We start from the raw sequence: 19861 nt of genomic DNA, 5'->3' as shown, positions 1-19861 counted from the left end.
CTTATGGCGCAAATAGGTGGTGGGAAAACGCGAAAAGGAGGGTTGAGGTAAAATGCATGATGGCGCAAATGAGCGCGAGTTATACGCAAAAGGGAAAAGGTTAATTCTGGCCTCATGAAGTCTGGCGGACAGTATGCGAGTTGGTAGTGCCCTGCGAAGCTCATTCTACTATGAAGCTAGTAGGAATCTCCCGGATAAAGCCAACCAGTACCATGAGAAAAATCCCAATTGAGAAATCTAGCGCAAAGAGCCTCGCTCGGGTCGCGTCGCTCGGCACCGCGCTTCTGGCGCTCTCCGCGCACGGGCAGGGCGTGATTGAAGTCGGCGGGGCCGGAGTCATTGGAGACACGGCCCTCGATCCCGGTTCGGTCATTCCAACCGAGACCTTGGGGAAATGGTCCGCGAACGGCGGAGATGGGAATACCTTTTCGTATCTCGAGAGCCCGACCGTGGTGGTCGCAAACAGCGGTCAGGTAACGCTAACCTTCTCCCATCGCTACAACTTCGAGTCGGGCTGGGACGGCGGCGCCGTTTATGTGAACGTGAACGGTGGCGGTTTCACCCAGGTGCTCTCCGGGGACTTCTCCTCGAACGGTTATGACGGCACTACCGCCGCTTCGGTCTGGGGTGCGGAGGAGGTCTTCACCGGAACGTCCACCGACTACGCGGTTCCCACGCTGATCACCAGCGTCGCCAGCTTGGGAACCCTCACGGCAGGAGATACTGTGGAGGTCGAATTCCGCGGCGGCTGGGACGCGAACACTTACCCCGCGGCTCCCAACTGGGAGATCGGTACGGTCAACATCGCCGACACCGGGGCCACACTGCTCGATGTGGATTTCGCCGCCGACGGCCCGGCCGGCTTCACCGCTTCGGCCGACGGTACGGCGTCGAGCCCATGGTATTACCCTCCGGCAACCCATCGTTTTGAGATCGATGCTGACCTGCTCACTTCGGACACCTACTCTCCCAATGGAGCCGAGACGGTCATTGATCTGAATGGCGCCAAGATCGAGGTGGCTCTTCTTTCCGGCACGTTGGATAACGGTGACACCTTCACACTCTTCGACACCACCGGCAGTGTAACCCTCACGGGTTCCGTCGGCACACTGACGCTGCCGCCCGGCACTTGGGACACCTCAAACCTGGAGACGGATGGCACGATCACCATTCTCGATACGGCATCTCCGCTGATCTACGAGCCCTTCGCGGATCTGGATTCGACGTTGAGCGGGAATACTCCCGGTCTGGGGCTGACCGGTACGTGGAATGCCGAAGCGCTCGTGGCGGACAGCAGCCTGACCTACGGCAAGCTCGGCTACCAGGGCGGGCGTGCCACCGCCAACCCCGCTGTGGGCAACGGGATCATCAACAACGAGATCAGCCCGGGCAGCACCCTGACCGACGCGGGCCTGATGAATGACGGAGCCACGCTCTGGGTCAGCGCGCTGATCCAGAAGCATCCGGACACGAGCGCGTCGACCAACGAACGGACGACGTATCTTGCCCTCGGCACCGGGGGTGCCGACGGCTTCGACCGAATCGGCGGCAACACCGGCAGCGGCTTCACCTTCGTGGTGAACCAGGGCAACAACGGCACTTCGGACCGTCTCCAACTGTGGAACAACGACAGCGACGGCAGCGGCGGTGCCGAGAAGCGGACCCCTTCCGGGGTATCCTGGGGCCCCGAGGGATCGACGGTCCTCGTGGTCGGCAAGATCACGTGGGGTGCGTTCGATCCCAATCCCGGGACCGCCGTCGATAATGACATTTTCGAGGTGTATATTCCGGACAAGGACCTGAACCTGGGGCCGGTGGTCGCCACGCTGACCGCCAATTTCGACCAGCTCGGCACCGTCAACGCGGACAACGCCTTCGATACGATCAGCATCGCGGGCAAGCGCGGAGGAACCGGTCAGAACAACGTTCCCGAGTTTGACGAGCTCCGCTTCGGCGCGACCTCCGCGGACGTTCTTCCGCTGGACTTCGTGGCGCCCGGGCTGGTGTCGACCGACAACGCGTCGGGAAGCAGCATCGAGCGGGTCGCCACTTTCGACGAGGAGATCTACATCGGAACCGGCGACATCCGCATCGTCAACGAGACGACCCCGGGCACGACGACGATCACCCTGCCGGATCCGCAGGTGGTGGTTGACGGCAACACGTTGACGATCACCCCGGCGGCGCCGCTGCCGGGCGGTGACACCTACCACATCGAGATCGATGCCGGAGCGCTGACCGACCGCAGCCTGAACCCCTTTGCCGGGATCTCCGACCCGGACACGTGGGAGTTCACCGTGGATGACACGCCTCCGAGCGTGACGACCTTCGCGGACAACACGCACCCGCTGCCGATCCTGACCAACGTCTCCGGACGCCTGGTCTACACGGTGACCTTCAGCGAGCCGATCGACGCGGGTTCGGTCGAGACCTCCGATTTCGGTGCGAGCGCCGGCAGCGTGCCGGTCACCGTCGACGCCGTGAACGCCACGGGTGACCCCGCGGTTTACGAGGTCGAGGTATCGACCGGCGGCACGTCGGGCAGCCTGACCCTGGAGATCGTGGCCAGCGCGGTGATCTCGGACCTCAACGGCAACGACCTCGACACGACGACGGCGATTCCCTCGGACAACACGCTGACGGTGAACGATCCTGTGGCCAACGCGGGGAGCGTTACCAACGACTTCCAGACGACCATCGCGTCGCAGCTCAATCCGAACACGACGGGGAGCGGCGAGGGCCGCTACTTCCACGTCTCGGTCAATGAGGACAATCCGGGCACGGGCTGGTACTGCGCCAACGATCCGACCGGGACACCGAAGCCCGCGGGAGTGCGCAACTACACCGGTCCTGTTATCGCCTACAAGATGCTGGGCAACAGCAACAACAGCGTCAGCGGCACCGCCGGAGAGGGGGGCGAACCCGACCGCATCACCTACGAGACCGATGACCTGACCTTCGACGGCTTCGGCCAGCAGCAGATGAGGCTGTGGACGGGGAACGATCCCGGTGCGGATCTGGCGACCGGCGACGGAACGGGCGCGAGCGGTTTCGCCAGTGTGGGCAACTACGGCTACCGGGACTGGCAGGGAGCGAAGGGTCTGGTGGATATTACCGGTCTGGCCTCGGGGTCGGTGCACATCTACTACGGCGCGTACAACTCGACGCCGACGCTCAAGATCATCCTGCACGACCTCGACAACGTGGGTGCGGACATCGTGATCGACGACGCGCACAGCGTTCTCGGAGGAGGCAACGGCGATGCGGCCAACAACGGGGAATACTACGTGGCGGAGATCGATTTCGTGACCGACGGCGTGTACGACGTGCTCGAGTATGAATGGTATTCGAGCAACGGCCGCGGACTCGGCACGGTGCTGACAGGACCGGATGTCGTTTCCGGCGACGACTACACCACGTGGGCGACGATCTACGCGCCGGCTGACCTCAGTGATCCGAACGGCGACTTCGATGGCGACGGTCTCAGCAATGACTACGAACGCCAGTTCGGCCTCGATCCGACCGATGGGGGATCGGTGAATCCCTTCACGACCCCATTTGACCCGGCTGGCGTGACAAGCTTCAGCTTCACCCGTCGGGACAACGCGCTGACGGGACTGTTCACGAGCATCGAGACGTCCTTCGACCTCGTAATGTGGACTGAAGACACCGGTGCAGTCGTGACCGAAGCCGGTGCGCCGGACGGGAACGGGATTGAAGTCGTGGATGTCACGCTGAGCCCCGGGCTGCTCACTTCGCCCCGCCTGTTCGTGCGGGTGAATCAGAACGAGGGAATCCTCCTCTCGGAGAACTTCGAGGGCGGCGACGGCGGATTCACGGTGTCCACAGCCCAGGGAACGTCCTGGGCGTGGGGAGCACCCAATTCCAGCGGCTTTGGTGGTAGCGTGACCGAGGGCTACGGCATGTCGACGAATTGCTGGGGCACCAACGTTGGCAACCCCGGTTACTACCTCGACCCGACCACGACGCGCCTGCGCTCCCCGGTGATCGACCTGACTTCCGTGGCTGATGCGGAGGTGACGTTCGCGGAGGCGCTCGACCTCGAAGCAGGCGACAGCGCGGTGCTCAACATCATCGACGATACCACCGACACGGTGATCGCCGCCGCGATCTACACCGCAGTCGACGGGGACACCAACAATGCAGATTGGGCCCTCGCCAACGGAGGAACACCGATTGCCATTCCGCCGGCAGCCCTTGGTCAGCCGGTACGTCTGGAGTGGGTGCTCGTCGGATTCGGTGGCGCCTCCGACGACTACCTCGGCTGGTACATCGACGATGTGACCGTTAAGGAGGTTGCTCCATAGTCGCGGCGGTCCAAACCGTTGTTGGAACACTGAAATGCCATTCACTCGGCGGCCTCCAGATGGAGGCCGCCGATTTCTCTCCCGGCGCAGGCGCCCATTAAAACAGAAACACCCCTCGAGTCCCAACCGTTTGCACCATCCTGTGCGGCCATACCGTCGGTCCGGGCTTCGGGATCCAAACAAAACACCCATACACCCATGACCCGCTCACGGAACCGCGTCGCCGGCCCCATCGCAGTCATTGCCACCCTCTTCCTTGGCATCACCTCGGTCCCGGCCGCCCCGCCGGACCTGACCGCTGGTGAACTCATTCCCGACAACCTGACAACGACTTGGAATCTCGGTCCGACCGGAATGCGGGGTTGGGTCTACTACGACACCACCGGGGGTGGAATCAACGGATCGGTCGAGAGTCGGCAGATCCAGGTGCGCGAAGTGGATGCGGGTTCGCCTGCGGACGGAGTTTTCCTGCCCGACGACCTCATCCTGGGCGCGAGCGGAACCGCTGCGGCCCCTGCCTTGTTTGGCATTGATGCGCGGAGAGCTCTGGCTGCGGCGATTGCCGACGCCGAGGCGCAGACGCCGGCCGACCTCCAGCTGATCCGGTGGCGCGCCGGGGTGCAGACTACGGTCACCCTGACCCTGCGCACCATGGGCGCCTACACCGCCACGGCGCCCTACAGTTGTCCGAAGTCGGAGAAGATCCTCGAGGAGGGGATGGACTACTACTACAACAACGAGAGCTCCGGCAGATACCGGATGGGAGTCTTGAGTCTTCTTGCCGCGCAGGATGACTTCTTTCCGGACCGGGCTCTCTACCTACAGGCCGCCGAGACCGAGGCGCGGGCGCTGATCAAAAGCGCGTCCGAGCTCGATGACTTGCGGAACTACACGGCGTCCACCGCTTACTCGGCTCCTTGGGGCCGGGTTCACGAGCTGATCCTTCTGGGGGAATACTACCTGATCACCGGGGACGCGCTGGTATTTCCGACGATCGAAGCCCTGGCCATCAACCTCGCCAAGGGAGTCAGCCACTACGGCACGATGGCGCACTCCCTCCGGCAAGGGGCGTATGATGCATCAAACCCGTACCGCCCGGTCAACACCGGCTACGGAGTGGTCAACTCGGTCGGAATGCCGTGCCTGCTCGGGGTGCAGTTGGCGAAGCAGTGCGGTGTCAATGATCCCGCGGTCGACGAGATGATCGATCGGGCGAAGATGTTCTACGCCTCTTATGTGAACCGGGGTTCCATACCCTATGGCGAGCACGAGGCCTACGATCCCAGGCACGAGAACAACGGCAAGTGCGCGCTGGCCGCCATCGTCCTGGACAACGATCCGGTCTACGAGGATCAGGCCGAGTTCTTTGTGAAAATGGCGTTGGCATCCGGCGATACCGATCGTGACGTGGGGCACACCGGGGCATTCTTCAACTACCTCTGGGCGCCGATGGGAGTGCAAAGGGGCGGCCCGTCGGCGGTCCAGGAGTACTTCGGCAAGATCAGCTGGATGCTCGATCTGCACCGCCGCTGGGACGGTGGATTCGATTACGATTCCTTCAGCGAGAACCGCGCGCCGAACGGAAGCGAGTACTACAACTTCCGCATGAGCACCGCCATGCTGCTGACCTACGCGCTGCCTTTGGAGAGTCTCCACATCACCGGGCGGGACAGCACCGGCGCGCTGGCCCTTACCGCGGGCCAGATCACGGACTCCATGGATGTCGAGGACTACGACGCGACCGCGCGGACCACCGCGGAGCTGGTGGATGATCTCGGTGTCTGGTCGGCCAAGGTCCGCCGGTTGGCGTCGGAAGAACTCGGAGGGAGGACCATCGACACCGCCACCCGCGACGATCTCCGGGCCAAGGCGCTGGATTTGGGAGGGACCTCGCGCTACGGAGCGATCCAGGCCATCGGCGAGACCGATGACACCGGCTTCACGGGCCAACTGGTATCCCTGCTCGAAGACGACGACGGCTACGTCCGGACCCTCGCGGCAAAGGCGCTCCACAAGTTTCACGGCTCGCACAAGGTGCCCTACCGGTCCACGATGATGACCACGCTGGTTTCCCGCGCCCGGGCCGCTTTCCCTGCCGACCCCGATGATCCGCTGCAACTCGATCAGGCGGCGTTGATCACCGCCATTTTCGGAGGCGGGGCTTTCGCCAACAACCGGTCCGAAATGGACACTCTCATCTCCGAGGTGGGAAGCGGACTGTTCTTCGACGCCCTGAAGGTGGCTGCGCGACATCCGACCGGGAATGCGCGCGGGCGAATCAGCAACCTTTTCAAGGTGCTCACTCCTGCCGAGGTGGAACTGATGGCGCCCGAGTTGGTGGACATGGTCGCCCTTGAGTCGCCCGCCGACCGGATGTTCAGCCTTGGCGTTCGCAACGAGGCGATGCAGGCCATGGCGAGAAGCCTGGTGGCGGAGGCTGTTCCAGCGGCGATGCGCGCGATGGACAACTCGAACGGGTGGGGCGGCTTTCATGAGAACCTGCTGAACGGGCTGGTCTTGTATGATGGTTCCTCGACCTTGGTGACCCCCGACCCGGATGTGGTCGCCTTTGCCCAGCGATACCTGACGGGAGGCACGGTGGAGGAAGCGCAGGCGGTGCTCGATGCCATCGACGCCGACCCGACTCCGTCGTCACCGTTCGTCTTCAAGAGCATCGCGTCGGCCGCGGCCGATGACCCGACCGTCGATGTCACCGCCAACTGGACCACGCTGCGGGTGACGGCGACCGACCTCGCCGAGGGCGACAGCATCTTTACCTGGACCCAGACCGCCGGTCCGGGAGCGGTGACCATCACGCCGAACGGCACCGACGCCACGGCGAGCGCCGTTTTGTTCGATGGAACGACGGGAACCTATCAGTTCGAGGTGACGATGTCCGACTCGCGCGGGCTCACCGAAGCCTACGAGACGGTGACCGTTGATCTCGTCGATTCGGGCGGCCCCGATGTGACGCCGCCCTTCCTTGATCCCGCGATCTGGTCGAGCGCCCCGGCACCCGCCGGCGATACGTCGATCACCATGACCGCGATGACCGCGGTTGACCCGTCGGGTGTGGAGTACTACTTCACTTGTACTTCCGGAGGAGGAAACGACAGCGGTTGGCAGGACAGCCCGAGTTATACCGATACCGGCCTGACGCCGGGCACGACCTACGGCTATACCGTGACCGTCCGCGACAAGAGCGCGGCGCAGAACACTTCGGCGCCTTCCGAGGAGTCCTCCGGGACGACCACCGGAACGGCCCCGCAACCGCCCCTGAAGGTGTTCATCCTTGCGGGCCAATCGAACATGGAGGGGCATGGTGAGATGAACCCGGCCTTCTCCCAAGGGACGCTGGATTACCTCGTCACCAACGATCCGGCCAACTACGGGCATCTCAAGGACGGTGCCAGCTGGGCCTTGCGGGACGATGTCTGGATCTCCTACAAGCGGGGCGGCACGACCTTGCTGAATGGCGAACTTTCCGCAGGCTACGGTGTCGCAGCCGACACCATCGGCCCGGAACTGCAGTTCGGGGTGGAATTGGGCGACTATCTCGGGGAGCAGGTGTTGCTCATCAAGACCGCCTGGGGCGGCAAGAGCCTGTATGTCGATTTCCGTCCCCCCACTTCCGGGTGGAGCGTGAATCCGCCCGTGGCGGCCGGGGATCAGGGATTCTGGTACCAGCAGATGATCAGTGATGTCACTGATGCGCTCGCCAACCTGTCGACCTACTTCCCGGATTACGCGACCATCGGCAGCTACGAGCTTGCAGGGTTCGGATGGCACCAGGGATGGAATGACCGCGTCAACGGAACCGCGGTGGCGGAGTACGAGGCCAACATGGAGAATTTCATCAATGACGTGCGCACGGATCTGGCCGCCATCCACCCGAGCGGGGCCGACATTCCCTTCGTCATTGCCACCACCGGCATCGGCGGGCCTGGCGAAACCGGCACCAATGCACTGGCATTGATGGATGCCCAGCTGGCGATGGAGGACTTCGTCAAGTATCCGGCGTTTGAGGACAATGTCGCGGTCGTCGACACGCGGGAGTTCTGGCGGGAAGCCTCGGAGTCACCTGCCGACCAAGGCTACCACTGGAATCGAAACGCGGAGAGCTACTTCCTGATCGGCCAGTCGATGGCCACCCACATGCGGGTGCTGCTGGACGGTGGAGACACCACACCACCGGACCCGAGCCCGTTGACCTGGGCAACCACGCCGACCGCTGCAGGCGAGGGGGAGATCACGATGGCCGCAACCACCGCGACCGACATCATCGGGGTGGAGTACTACTTCGAGGAAACCTCCGGCAATCCAGGTGGGGATGACAGCGGCTGGCAGAACAGTCCGACCTACCTGGACACCGGACTCAACAACTCGACGAGCTATTCCTACCGCGTCAAGGCGCGGGACAAGTCGCCGGACCAGAACGAGACCGCATGGTCGACGGTGGAATCCACTTCGACCACTCCGGCTGACACCACCGCGCCGACGCCAAACCCGGTGACTTGGGCCATTGCTCCAACGCCTCTCTCAAGCCGCGTCATCACGATGACTGCCACGACTGCGAGTGACCCGAGCGGAGTGGAATACTACTTCACCAACACCACCATCAGCGGCCACGAAAGCGGTTGGCAGGACAGTCCGAAATGGACGGACGTCAACCTCGACCCATCGACCAGCTACACGTATGAGGTCAAGGCGCGCGACAAGGCGGTAGCGGCGACCGAGACCGCTCCTTCGGCGCCGACTGTCGCGACCACTCTCGCCCCCCCTCCACCCGGGCCGTTGGTTTACGAGCCCTTCGACGATCTTGACCCCACCCTCAACGGCAATACTCCGGGACTCGGCTTGTCAGGCACCTGGAGCGCGGCGTCGGCCGTTTCGCCGGGTAGCTTGTCTTACGGCAGCCTCGCAACTTCGGGCGGTCGGGTGACGACCGGAGGTGGGCAGTTCCAACAGAACGGAATCTCGCCCGGCACCACCCTGACCGATGCCGGCCTGATGGTCGACGGCTCCACCCTTTGGTTCAGCGCGCTGATCGTGAACTACAATTCCGATCCCGCTCCCACGACGGACAACCGGACCTATCTTGCTCTCGGCACCGGCAACGCCGACGGCTTCGACCGGATCGGAGGCAATGCGGGCAGCGGTTTCACCGTGGCTGTGAGCAAGGTCAGTCCGGGCGGGGTTACGGCCCAGGCTTGGAACGACGGCAGCGATGGCACCGGTGGGGCGACGAGAGGCTCGACAGTGACCGTTGCCGACAACGCGACTTTCCTCGCGGTTGGGAAGATCACATGGGGGGAGTTCGGCGTCGAAGATGATGTGTTCGAGCTTTATCTGCCCGGCACGGACCTTGTTCAAGGTGCACCGATTTCCACGATTGCCGCGGATTTCGATCAGCTTGGCGTGGCGGATCCCGCGAATGCCTTCAATACGATCTCCTTCACCGGTGGTCGTCCGAATCTGGGCGTTCCCGAGGTCGACGAAATCCGCTTCGGCGCGACCTATGCCGACGTGGTGGTCGACGTCAATGACACCACCGCGCCGACACCCGATCCAATGACTTGGGCAAGCGTGCCTGTTGCGCTGGGCGAAGACCAGATCAGCATGACCGCCAGCACGGCGAGTGACGCGAGCGGAGTGGAGTATTACTTCGACGAAACCTCCGGCAATCCCGGCGGAACCGACAGCGGTTGGCAGGACAGCGCGACCTACATCGACACCGGCCTGGATCCGTCGACGACCTATTCGTATCAGGTCAGGGCGCGCGACAAGTCGTCCAACAACAACGAAACCGGAGTGTCGTCACTCGAGTCCGCTACTACGACCGTCGTGGACAACATGCCGCCGACACCTGACCCGATGACGTGGGTGTCGGTTCCCGCCGCGACCTCCGATACAACGATCACCATGACCGCCAGCACGGCGAGCGACCCGAGCGGGGTGGAGTATTACTTTGAGGAGACCACCGGTAACCCGGGTGGTGACGACAGCGGCTGGCAGGACAGCGCGGTCTACATCGATACCGGTCTGGATCCGTCGACCACCTATTCGTACCAGGTCAAGGCCCGCGACAAGTCGCCGGACCAGAACGAAACCGGATTGTCACCGCTGGAGTCCGCGACCACCGACGCTGCCACCGGGCTCCCACTCGTCTACGAGCCGTTTGCGGACCTGGATTCGACGTTGAGCGGGAACACTCCCGGTTTGGGTCTTACCGGCACGTGGAATGCCGAAGCGCTCGTGGCGGACAGCAGCCTGACCTACGGCAAGCTCGGCTACCAGGGCGGGCGTGCCACCGCCAACCCGGGTGTGGGCAACGGAATCATCAACAACGAGATCAGCCCGGGCAGCACCCTGACCGACGCGGGCCTGATGAATGACGGAGCCACGCTCTGGGTCAGCGCGCTGATTCAGAAGCATCCGGACACGAGCGCGTCGACCAACGAACGGACGACGTATCTTGCCCTCGGCACCGGGGGTGCCGACGGCTTCGACCGAATCGGCGGCAACACCGGCAGCGGCTTCACCTTCGTGGTGAACCAGGGCAACAACGGCACTTCGGACCGTCTCCAGCTCTGGAACAACGACAGCGACGGCAGCGGCGGTGCCGAGAAGCGGACCCCTTCCGGGGTATCCTGGGGCCCCGAGGGATCGACGGTCCTCGTGGTCGGCAAGATCACGTGGGGTGCGTTCGATCCCAATCCCGGGACCGCCGTCGATAATGACATTTTCGAGGTGTATATTCCGGACAAGGACCTGAACCTGGGGCCGGTGGTCGCCACGCTGACCGCCAATTTCGACCAGCTCGGCACCGTCAACGCGGACAACGCCTTCGATACGATCAGCATCGCGGGCAAGCGCGGAGGAACCGGTCAGAACAACGTTCCCGAGTTTGACGAGCTCCGCTTCGGCGCGACCTCCGCGGACGTTCTTCCGCTCGACACGGTCGCACCGCTGCTGGTTTCCACCGACAACGCGTCGGGAAGCAGCATCGAGCGGGTCGCCACCTTCGATGAGGAGATCTATATCGGAACCGGCGACATCCGCATCGTCAATGAGACGACGCCGGGAACGACGACGATCACCCTCCCGGATCCCCAAGTGGTGCTTTCGGGCAACACGCTGACGATCAGCCCGACCGGCGGACTGCCCAGCGCCACCTACCACATCGAGATCGATGCCGGAGCGCTGACGGACCGCGCCCTCAACCCCTATGCGGGTCTTGCCGATCCGGACGCGTGGGAATTCACCATCGACGACACGCCACCGAGCGTGACGACCTTCGCGGACAACACGCACCCGCTGCCGATCCTGACCAACGTCTCCGGACGCCTGGTCTACACGGTGACCTTCAGCGAGCCGATCGACGCGGGTTCGGTCGAGACCTCCGATTTCGGTGCGAGCGCCGGCAGCGTGCCGGTCACCGTCGACGCCGTGAACGCCACGGGCGACCCCGCGGTTTACGAGGTCGAGGTATCGACCGGCGGCACGTCGGGCAGCCTGACCCTGGAGATCGTGGCGAGCGCGGTGATCTCGGACCTCAACGGCAACGACCTCGACACGACGACGGCGATTCCCTCGGACAACACGCTGACGGTGAACGATCCTGTGGCCAACGCGGGAAGCGTTACCAACGACTTCCAGACGACCATCGCGTCGCAGCTCAATCCGAACACGACGGGGAGCGGCGAGGGTCGCTACTTCCACGTCTCGGTCAATGAGGACAATCCGGGCACGGGCTGGTACTGCGCCAACGATCCGACCGGGACACCGAAGCCCGCGGGAGTGCGCAACTACACCGGTCCTGTCATCGCCTACAAGATGCTGGGCAACAGCAACAACAGCGTCAGCGGCACCGCCGGAGAGGGCGGGGAGCCTGGGCGCATCACCTACGAGACCGACGACGTGACCTTCGACGGCTTCGGCCAGCAGCAGATGAGGCTGTGGACGGGGAACGATCCCGGAGCGGATCTGGCGACCGGCGACGGCACGGGCGCCAGCGGATTCGCCAGTGTGGGCAACTACGGCTACCGGGACTGGCAGGGAGCGAAGGGTCTGGTGGACATCAGCGGTCTGGCGTCGGGGTCGGTGCACATCTACTACGGCGCGTATAACTCGACGCCGACGCTCAGGATCATCCTGCACGACCTCGACAACGTGGGTGCGGACATCGTGATCGACGACGCGCACAGCGTCCTCGGAGGAGGCAACGGCGATGCGGCCAACAACGGGGAATACTACGTGGCGGAGATCGATTTCGTGACCGACGGCGTGTACGACGTGCTCGAGTATGAATGGTATTCGAGCAACGGCCGCGGACTCGGCACGGTGCTGACAGGACCGGAGGTGGTCGCGGGCGATCCGTTCGCGGACTGGTCGGTGCTGGACGGAGCGACGGGCGTGACCTTCGAAGGCGACGCCAACGGCGACGGGGTGAAGGACGGCCTCGCCTTCCTGCTCGGTGCGGCCAATCCGAATGTCGACGCCAACGCGGCGGGCCTGCTGCCGACGGTGACCGAAACCGCCGGCGGACTGGAGCTGAACTTCAGCTGCCTGCCGGTCGCCGACCGCGGCACGGCGAAGCTGTATGTGCAGCACGGAACCGACCTTGGCACATGGACGCCGTCACCGACGGGAGTGGAAGTGCGGGACGCGAGCGGGGGACCTGCCAGCAATGTGAGTTTCACGGTGACGCCAGGCACTCCGCTCAACAGCGTGACGGCGACCATTGATGCGGCAGCCGCCGGGGGAGGAGGTCGGCTGTTCGGCCGCCTGCAGGCCACCGAGTAATCCGGTTGCCGGCATGATCGAATTAAAACGCCGGTCCCGCTCCATGGGGCCGGCGTTTTTCATTTCGGAGGAAAATCCCGCACGCCGTGGCCGAGGTGCGGCATCGACTGCGCCTGAAAAAGTCGGTCCTTGGCCGTGACGCCGCCCGTTTCCATGCCAGAGTCCGGCAGTCCATGACCGCCGCTTTGATCGCACTTGCCACCGCCATTTCCTACCCCGACACCCGGACCGAAGAGACTGTCGAGACGCTCCATGGCAGCGAAGTCGCCGATCCCTACCGTTGGCTCGAGGACGACAATTCCGAGGAAACGAAGGCGTGGGTGACGGCACAGAACGAGGTTACCCAAGCCTACCTTGCCGACCTCACCCAGCGTCAGGAGATCCACGATCGTGTCGCCGGGTTGCTCAATTTCGAGCGCATCGGGACACCGCGGGAGTTCGGCGGGCGCTGGTTCTTCACCCACAACTCCGGTCTGCAAAATCAGAGCGTGCTGAAGACCTCGGCGTCGCTCGGGGGTGAGCCGGAGCTCTTGCTCGATCCCAATACATTGTCCGAAGACGGCACCGTCTCGCTCGCCGACTGGGCTCCCAGCGAGGACGGGAAGCTGCTCGCATGGGCACTGTCCCGTGGCGGTAGCGACTGGAACGAAATCCGGATTCGCGACGTGTCGACCGGCAAGGATCTCGATGACCATCTGCAATGGGTGAAGTTCAGCGGGATCTCGTGGCTGCCGGACGGCTCCGGATTCTACTACAGCCGCTACGATGCTCCGGGGGACAATGCCGAGCTGACCGCCAAGAACGAGAATCACCAGTTGTGGTTTCACAAGGTCGGCACACCCCAGTCCGAAGACCGGCTGGTTTACCGTCGGAAGGACCACCCCGGTTGGGGGTTCGGGGGCGGTGTCACGGATGACGGCAAGTTCCTCGTGATCCACGTGTTCGACGGCACGTCGACCAGCAACCGCTCGTTTTACCAAAAGCTCGGGGGGGAAGGCGGCGACGGCGAGATCGTCGAGCTGCTGAAGGATGCCGATGCCGCCTACGGTTTCATCGGAAACGTCGGCTCCCGCTTTTTCTACCGCACCAATCTCGATGCCCCGCGCTACCGGGTCATTGCGATCGATATCGAAAAACCGGCTCGTGACGGTTGGCAGGAAGTCATTCCGCAGACGGCTGAAAACCTCGACGAAGTCTCGCTCGTTGGCGGTCATCTTGTCTGCGGATACCTGAAGGACGCCCGCAGCGTGATTCGAGTGCACGACCTCGAAGGCAAGCACGTGCGCGATGTTGATCTTCCGGGGCTTGGCTCGGCTGGCGGGTTTCGTGGCCGGCTCGACGACACCCACACCTTCTATGGCTTCAGCTCGTTCACCGACCCCGGTGCCATCTACCGCTACGAGATCGCCTCCGGCAAAAGCGAGTTGTGGCGCAAACCTGACATCGACTTCGACGGCTCGGGCTACGTGGCGAAGCAGGTCTTCGTTCCGAGCAAGGATGGAACCAAGGTCCCCGCATTCATCGTTCACCAAAAGGGGATCGGACTTGATGGTTCCAACCGCGCGTTGCTCTACGGATACGGTGGCTTCAATATCCCGATGACTCCCGGGTTCTCCGTCAGCCGCGCCGTCTGGCTCGAACGCGGCGGAATCTTTGTCCTCGCCTGCATCCGCGGGGGTGGCGAGTACGGCAAGGAATGGCACGAGTCCGCGATCAAGCTCAAGAAGCAGAACAGCTACGACGACTTCATCGCTGTTGCCGAGTGGCTGACCGAGAACCACTACACTTCCCGTAAAAAACTGGCGATCCAGGGCGGGAGCAATGGCGGCCTGCTCGTCGGGGCCTGCATGACCCAGCGCCCCGAGCTGTTTGGCGCATGCCTGCCGGCGGTTGGTGTCATGGACCTGCTCCGCTTCCACAAGTTCACGATCGGCTGGGCGTGGAAGCGCGACTACGGCGATCCCGAGGACCCCGAGGAGTTCGCGAACCTGCTGAAGATCTCGCCCTACCACAACCTGAAGCCCGGCATCCGTTATCCCGCCACGCTCGTCACGACCGCCGATCACGATGACCGCGTCGTCCCTGCCCATAGCTTCAAATTCGCCGCCCGTCTTCAGGCGTGCCAGCCGTCCGACGCCCCGCCGGTCCTGATCCGCATCGACACCAGCGCCGGCCACGGCGCCGGCACCGCGCTCGACAAGGTCATCGATCTCGCCGCGGACCAGTGGGCATTCCTTGAGGCGAACCTGAAGGACTGAGTGGCGGACTCATAGGCCTGACTCCGGTGGTCGGGGCAGCCTACTCGAATCGCTCGACCAGCGTGATGCCCGGGGCGCCTTGATGACGTCCCATCGCCTCAAGTGCCGCAGGCACCTCGTGAAGCGCGATCGAGCGGGACACCAGTCGGGCAGGGGACAGCCGTCCGGACGCCACCATTTCGAGCATCTCCGGATATCTCGATGCCGCCATGCCGTGGCTTCCGATGACTCTCAGCTCCTTGGCGATGATGGACGGCATCGGCAGGGCAGGTGCGGCGTCGTCGCCGAACATCAGTCCGATCTGGATGTGCCTGCCACGCGGTGCGAGGGAGTGGATCGCCTGAATGCAGGTTTCGCGGCTGCCGATCGCATCGACCGCCACGTTCACGCCGCGGCCGTGGGTCCATTCGGCGATGCCCTCCAGATCACCGGCATTCAACACATGGGCGGCGCCGAACTCCCGGGCTTGCTGCAGGGCCTCGGTGCGCAGGTCGATCGCGATGACTTCGGCTCCAAGTGCCGCGCCGATCATGACTGCGGAAAGACCCACGCCTCCGCAACCGAAGACGGCTAGAGTTTCGCCGGGCCTCAGCGCGGCTTGGTCGGCATGAGCGAGAGCGCGGAAGGCGGTGGCGAAGCGGCATCCGAGAGAGGCGGCCTCGCCAAAGCCGACGGACTTGGGAAGTCCGACGAGATTGTGGTCCGCATGCGGCAACGCGACCAACTCGGCAAACACGCCAGGTCCGGAAAAGCCTGGCTGATACTGACTGGGGCAGACCTGCGAGTTTCCGGAAGCGCACTCGGGGCAACTACCGCAGCCACAGGCGAAGGGGGCTGTGACCCGGTCGCCCGGTTGCCAGCGTTCCACTCCTCGTCCGACCGCGACGACCGTCCCTGAGAACTCATGTCCGGGAATATGGGGAAGGGAGCGTATGTCCGCATCATGCCCTTGCCATGCATGCCAGTCGCTGCGGCACAGGCCGGCCGCCTTCACCTCGATCACTACGCCTCCCGGTGGCGGGCTCGGCTCCGCGACCTCGGCCAGTTCGAGGGGCTGAGCGAACTCGCGGACCTGGACACATTTCATGGCTGCAGTCTCCCCATGTCAGTCTGTCGGCGGCGAGCCGTGATTCCGATGAATGATGATCAACCTTTTTGCGAACGGTCGCGGCGGTAGGCGATCAGGCTGAGGTCGTCCGGCTTGCCGGGCTGCCCGGTGTCTTCGGAGTTCATCCGGGAAAGGGCGAGTTCGACCAGCCGGGCGACACCTTCCCGGAGCGGACCCTTGCGGATGGATTCGATGATCTCGCTGACGGTCAGGTTGTCGGTGAGGCCGTCGCTGGCGACGAGCACGGTGTCGAAACGAGCCAGCTCCAGCGGGGCACCGAGTTCGATCCTCATCTCGGGCGAGCCGACCATGTTCGAAACCAGATGGAGCTCGTCGTGCAGCAGCGCTTCGTCCTCGCCGAGCAGTCCGGCCTCGACCGCGAATCCGACCGGAGAGTGGGACACGCTCCGGAGCTTGAGTTTTCCGCGCTGGCCGACGACGAAAATGCTCGAGTCGCCGATGTGGTAGCCGCGCATCGCGGTGCCGGTGATCTCGACCGCCGCCAAGGTGGTGCCGGAGCCGGGCAGGTCGCGATGGATCTCGGCGTTGGCGCCCTCGATGCCGTCGAGGATGGCCGCACGGACCGGCTTCGCAGGGTCGGGCGGGGTGAATTGCGCGGCCAGCTGACGGACCAAAGCCGCAGCGGCCGCTCCGCCTTGGCGAGTGCCCCCCATGCCGTCGGCGACGACGAGCAGGTGCGACTCATCGCCTGCTCCGAGAATGGCGGCGGCGTCCTGGTTGATGCGGTCGGGCACCGGACTGGGGCGTGACAGGATCACCGCCGTGCCACCCGGGAGCTTGAGGGTCTTCGGTTCGTCGTAGTCGGCTTCCACAGCGAGCACCGGGCCGGCGGGATCCTTGGTCGATGCGCGGCTCACGGAGTTAGCGGAGGATGAGGGCGGTCTTCCGGGTTTGGCGATAGGCTGCCAGGAATGCTCCGGCATCCCGGAAACGCTTGCGCGGCTCGACGTCGAGTGCCCTTTTCAGCAAGGCGATGAACTCGGGCCGCGCCTTGCGCCGGAGCCGGTCGTAGCCCTTCGCCGGCCACTTGAAAGGATACTCGGGGACGTGCCCGGTGATCATCCGGTGGAGCAGCAAGCCGATGGCAAACACATCCGAGCGGGTCGACGCCCGCCCCATCGCTTGCTCTGGTGCCATGTAGCCGAGGGTTCCCGAACCCGAAGCGTTGAGGGTGCGGCGCGCCTGACGTGCGATGCCGAAGTCCGCCAGTCGCAGTGTCGGTCCCGGGAATACGATGAAGTTCTCCGGCTTGATATCGCAGTGGATGATGCGGCGGGCGTGCAGCGCGGCGAGGCCTTCGAGGCAGTTCTCGATGAACGTGCTCAGACTGGCGGAGGCGATCCGGCGGGTAAGCCGGTCGGCGAGGCTTTCCTGTCCGAGCGGATAGGCCATCACCAACAGGTCATTGATGTAGCTCGCATCCTTCAGTGAAAGCAGGCACGGGTGATCCACGCTGGCGGCGAGACGGGCCTCCTTCAGGAAACTCTCGATGAACTCCTCGTCGGCGAGATGAGGGTGGGGGATCTTCAGCGCAACGCGTCGCGCCTCGATCGTGTCGAGAGCCCGGTAGAGAGTCGCGTAGTGACCCTCGGCGAGGACTCCCTCAATCCGGTATTTCCCGAGCCGCGACTTGGTTCGCAGACGGGGTATGGGGAGTTTTTTGCGTAGAGCCATCGCGTCTCGGTCACTGTCGTGATGATGCCGGATCGGCAGGGTCCGGTGCAAAGACGAAATCGGACCTCGAATGCCGGCGGGGACCGCCATCCCCAACGAAGCGGAGGAAACTTCAGGGAGCTTCCTTGTCGCGAATCATGGCCAGGTTTGCTTCGGCGAGAGACTTCCCGATCTGGGCGAAGGTCTTCGCGCAGCCGAGATAGTGGTAGCCGGCGTTGGAGGCTCCGCGTTCCCATAAAGCGACCTCGGCGGGGCTGATGAGCTCGGCTTCGAGTTTCTTCAGATATTCGTTCTTCTGCTCCTGGGTCATCTGGCCGTCGGCGTTGGCGTGGTCCTTGTGCTTTGAGTCGAGGAAGTAGCGCATCTGGTTGATTTTCCCTCGCTTTTCCTCGATGGCGCCGAGTTCGTCGGACCAAAAGGGGGCCGTTTCCACGGCGCTGACGTTCCCTTTGAACTCGGGCATGCCCGCGGGCGCCGCCATCGCCTTGCGGAAATTTGTCATGCGAGGTGACTGATCCTTGAGCCCGCCGACTCCCATCACGCCGATCACGAAGGGCAACTCCGGCGCCTCCAGGTCCTTGCGCACGTCGCGGATGAACTGCGCCAGAAGTTCCGAGTAGAGGTCGAACTGATCCGGCTGGTTGTGTTTCGGGTAAACGTGTCCGTCGACCATGTCGTTGAAACCTTGGAACCAGACGAATCCCGAGAGCTCGAACCCTTGACCGGGATCGTAGTCCGGACAGACCTGTTTCGGGTCGGCGAGCACCTCTTTCACGTGCTCTATCATCAGTCGGTAGTAGAGTCCGGTCGCCGTTGCTTTGTCGGCCTTCCATTGCTCGAAGTCCTTCGGGATTCCGTGGCCTTCCTGTTTCGGATAATTCTCCAGCTGGAACGAGCTGAGCTCGTAAGGCCCGGAACCGGGAGGCCGGAAGTCGGTGTGCAGGCTCTTGCCGCCCCATGCGGCCTTGATGATGAGGACCGGCTCATCGAATGCCGCGTCCATGGTCAGCCCGAAGCCGAACTCCGGTCCGATCTTGTCGCCGGGCTTGGTGGGATCCTGTCCCCACATCGATCCGTAGCCCGCCGTCAGCCGCCCATGGAGGTCGAAATTCTTCTCTTTGGCACCGGTGAGGTAAGAGATCCAAGCACCGTCGCAAACGGTCGGCTTCCCGTCGTCTCCGCGCATGGTCTTGAGCAAGGGCGCGGTGGCCGGGTCGTCGCCGATGTAATCGAAGGTCGAGACCTTGGCTGTGCCCTCCATATTCGACTGTCCCGCGAGGATGAAGACCTTGAGCGGTTTCGCCTGCAGGCCCGATCCGGCGAGCACGAGGGATGTCAGAAGCGCAGTGGCCCGTTTCATGGCGGCCATTCTTCCTTTCGGTGCCGGGGCATGTCAAAGCGTGAGAACAGGCGGGCGCGACCGCTCATTCACTCGACTTGCCACGTTCGCCAGATCAGACTCCGACAGACGATCAACAAACGAAGTGATGCGAGTTGAGTACAGGATCTTTCGCGGCACGCTGGCCACTTGGGACACGCTTTTTCAGAGGGCGGCCGAGTTTGCCTCGACGGTCGGACCGGAGCGTCTGGTCACGATTTCGCATAGCGCGGATCACTCCGACGGCGTGGTGACGGTTTGGTATTGGACGGATTGACCTCCTTCCAAG

General features: G+C 63.7%; 8 protein-coding genes. 4 read left to right on the top strand and 4 right to left on the bottom strand.

Features of this window, described 5'->3' with window-relative positions:
* Positions 1-212: 212 nt before the first annotated feature.
* The 3 genes from HAHE_RS03105 to HAHE_RS03095 all read left to right on the top strand — a co-directional run bounded on the left by HAHE_RS03105 (position 213) and on the right by HAHE_RS03095 (position 15391).
* Positions 213-4328 (top strand): beta strand repeat-containing protein, encoded by a 4116-nt coding sequence (locus HAHE_RS03105; protein WP_338688549.1) that lies wholly within the window; start codon positions 213-215, stop codon positions 4326-4328.
* A 198-nt stretch (positions 4329-4526) separates the two neighbouring features.
* Positions 4527-13133: a DUF6288 domain-containing protein gene (locus HAHE_RS03100; protein ID WP_338688547.1), complete on the top strand. Its 8607-nt coding sequence runs from the start codon at positions 4527-4529 to the stop codon at positions 13131-13133.
* A gap of 173 nt (positions 13134-13306) precedes the next feature.
* A complete protein-coding gene (locus HAHE_RS03095; protein WP_338688545.1) occupies positions 13307-15391 on the top strand; it encodes a prolyl oligopeptidase family serine peptidase in 2085 nt (694 codons plus the stop codon).
* Between the two features lie 40 nt (positions 15392-15431).
* Here HAHE_RS03095 and HAHE_RS03090 read toward each other — a convergent pair whose 3' ends face one another.
* The 4 genes from HAHE_RS03090 to HAHE_RS03075 all read right to left on the bottom strand — a co-directional run bounded on the left by HAHE_RS03090 (position 15432) and on the right by HAHE_RS03075 (position 19554).
* Positions 15432-16478, bottom strand: a complete 1047-nt coding sequence (locus HAHE_RS03090) for a zinc-dependent alcohol dehydrogenase family protein (RefSeq protein ID WP_338688542.1) — start codon at positions 16476-16478, stop codon at positions 15432-15434.
* 59 nt (positions 16479-16537) lie between these two features.
* The gene (locus HAHE_RS03085) at positions 16538-17377 is read right to left on the bottom strand and encodes a PP2C family serine/threonine-protein phosphatase (RefSeq protein ID WP_338688541.1); all 840 of its coding nucleotides are present in this window, start codon (positions 17375-17377) and stop codon (positions 16538-16540) included.
* Positions 17378-17381: 4 nt separating this feature from the next.
* The gene (locus HAHE_RS03080; protein WP_338688539.1) at positions 17382-18194 is read right to left on the bottom strand and encodes a serine/threonine-protein kinase; all 813 of its coding nucleotides are present in this window, start codon (positions 18192-18194) and stop codon (positions 17382-17384) included.
* 112 nt (positions 18195-18306) lie between these two features.
* The gene (locus HAHE_RS03075) at positions 18307-19554 is read right to left on the bottom strand and encodes a sialate O-acetylesterase (protein ID WP_338688537.1); all 1248 of its coding nucleotides are present in this window, start codon (positions 19552-19554) and stop codon (positions 18307-18309) included.
* A 127-nt stretch (positions 19555-19681) separates the two neighbouring features.
* Here HAHE_RS03075 and HAHE_RS03070 point away from each other — a divergent pair, with 127 nt between their 5' ends.
* Positions 19682-19849 (top strand): hypothetical protein, encoded by a 168-nt coding sequence (locus HAHE_RS03070; protein ID WP_338688535.1) that lies wholly within the window; start codon positions 19682-19684, stop codon positions 19847-19849.
* Positions 19850-19861 lie beyond the last annotated feature (12 nt).

Source organism: Haloferula helveola, assembly GCF_037076345.1.
GTDB classification, from domain to species: Bacteria; Verrucomicrobiota; Verrucomicrobiia; order Verrucomicrobiales; family Akkermansiaceae; genus Haloferula; species Haloferula helveola.
This window is presented reverse-complemented; position numbering and strand designations above follow the sequence as displayed.

Excerpts from the sequence above, each read along its gene's own strand:
- HAHE_RS03105 (WP_338688549.1), top strand. The coding sequence starts at position 213 with ATGAGAAAAATCCCAATTGAGAAATCTAGCGCAAAGAGCCTCGCTCGG.
- HAHE_RS03100 (WP_338688547.1), top strand. The coding sequence starts at position 4,527 with ATGACCCGCTCACGGAACCGCGTCGCCGGCCCCATCGCAGTCATTGCC.
- HAHE_RS03095 (WP_338688545.1), top strand. The coding sequence starts at position 13,307 with ATGACCGCCGCTTTGATCGCACTTGCCACCGCCATTTCCTACCCCGAC.
- HAHE_RS03090 (WP_338688542.1), bottom strand. The coding sequence starts at position 16,478 with ATGAAATGTGTCCAGGTCCGCGAGTTCGCTCAGCCCCTCGAACTGGCC.
- HAHE_RS03080 (WP_338688539.1), bottom strand. The coding sequence starts at position 18,194 with ATGGCTCTACGCAAAAAACTCCCCATACCCCGTCTGCGAACCAAGTCG.
- HAHE_RS03075 (WP_338688537.1), bottom strand. The coding sequence starts at position 19,554 with ATGAAACGGGCCACTGCGCTTCTGACATCCCTCGTGCTCGCCGGATCG.
- HAHE_RS03070 (WP_338688535.1), top strand. The coding sequence starts at position 19,682 with ATGCGAGTTGAGTACAGGATCTTTCGCGGCACGCTGGCCACTTGGGAC.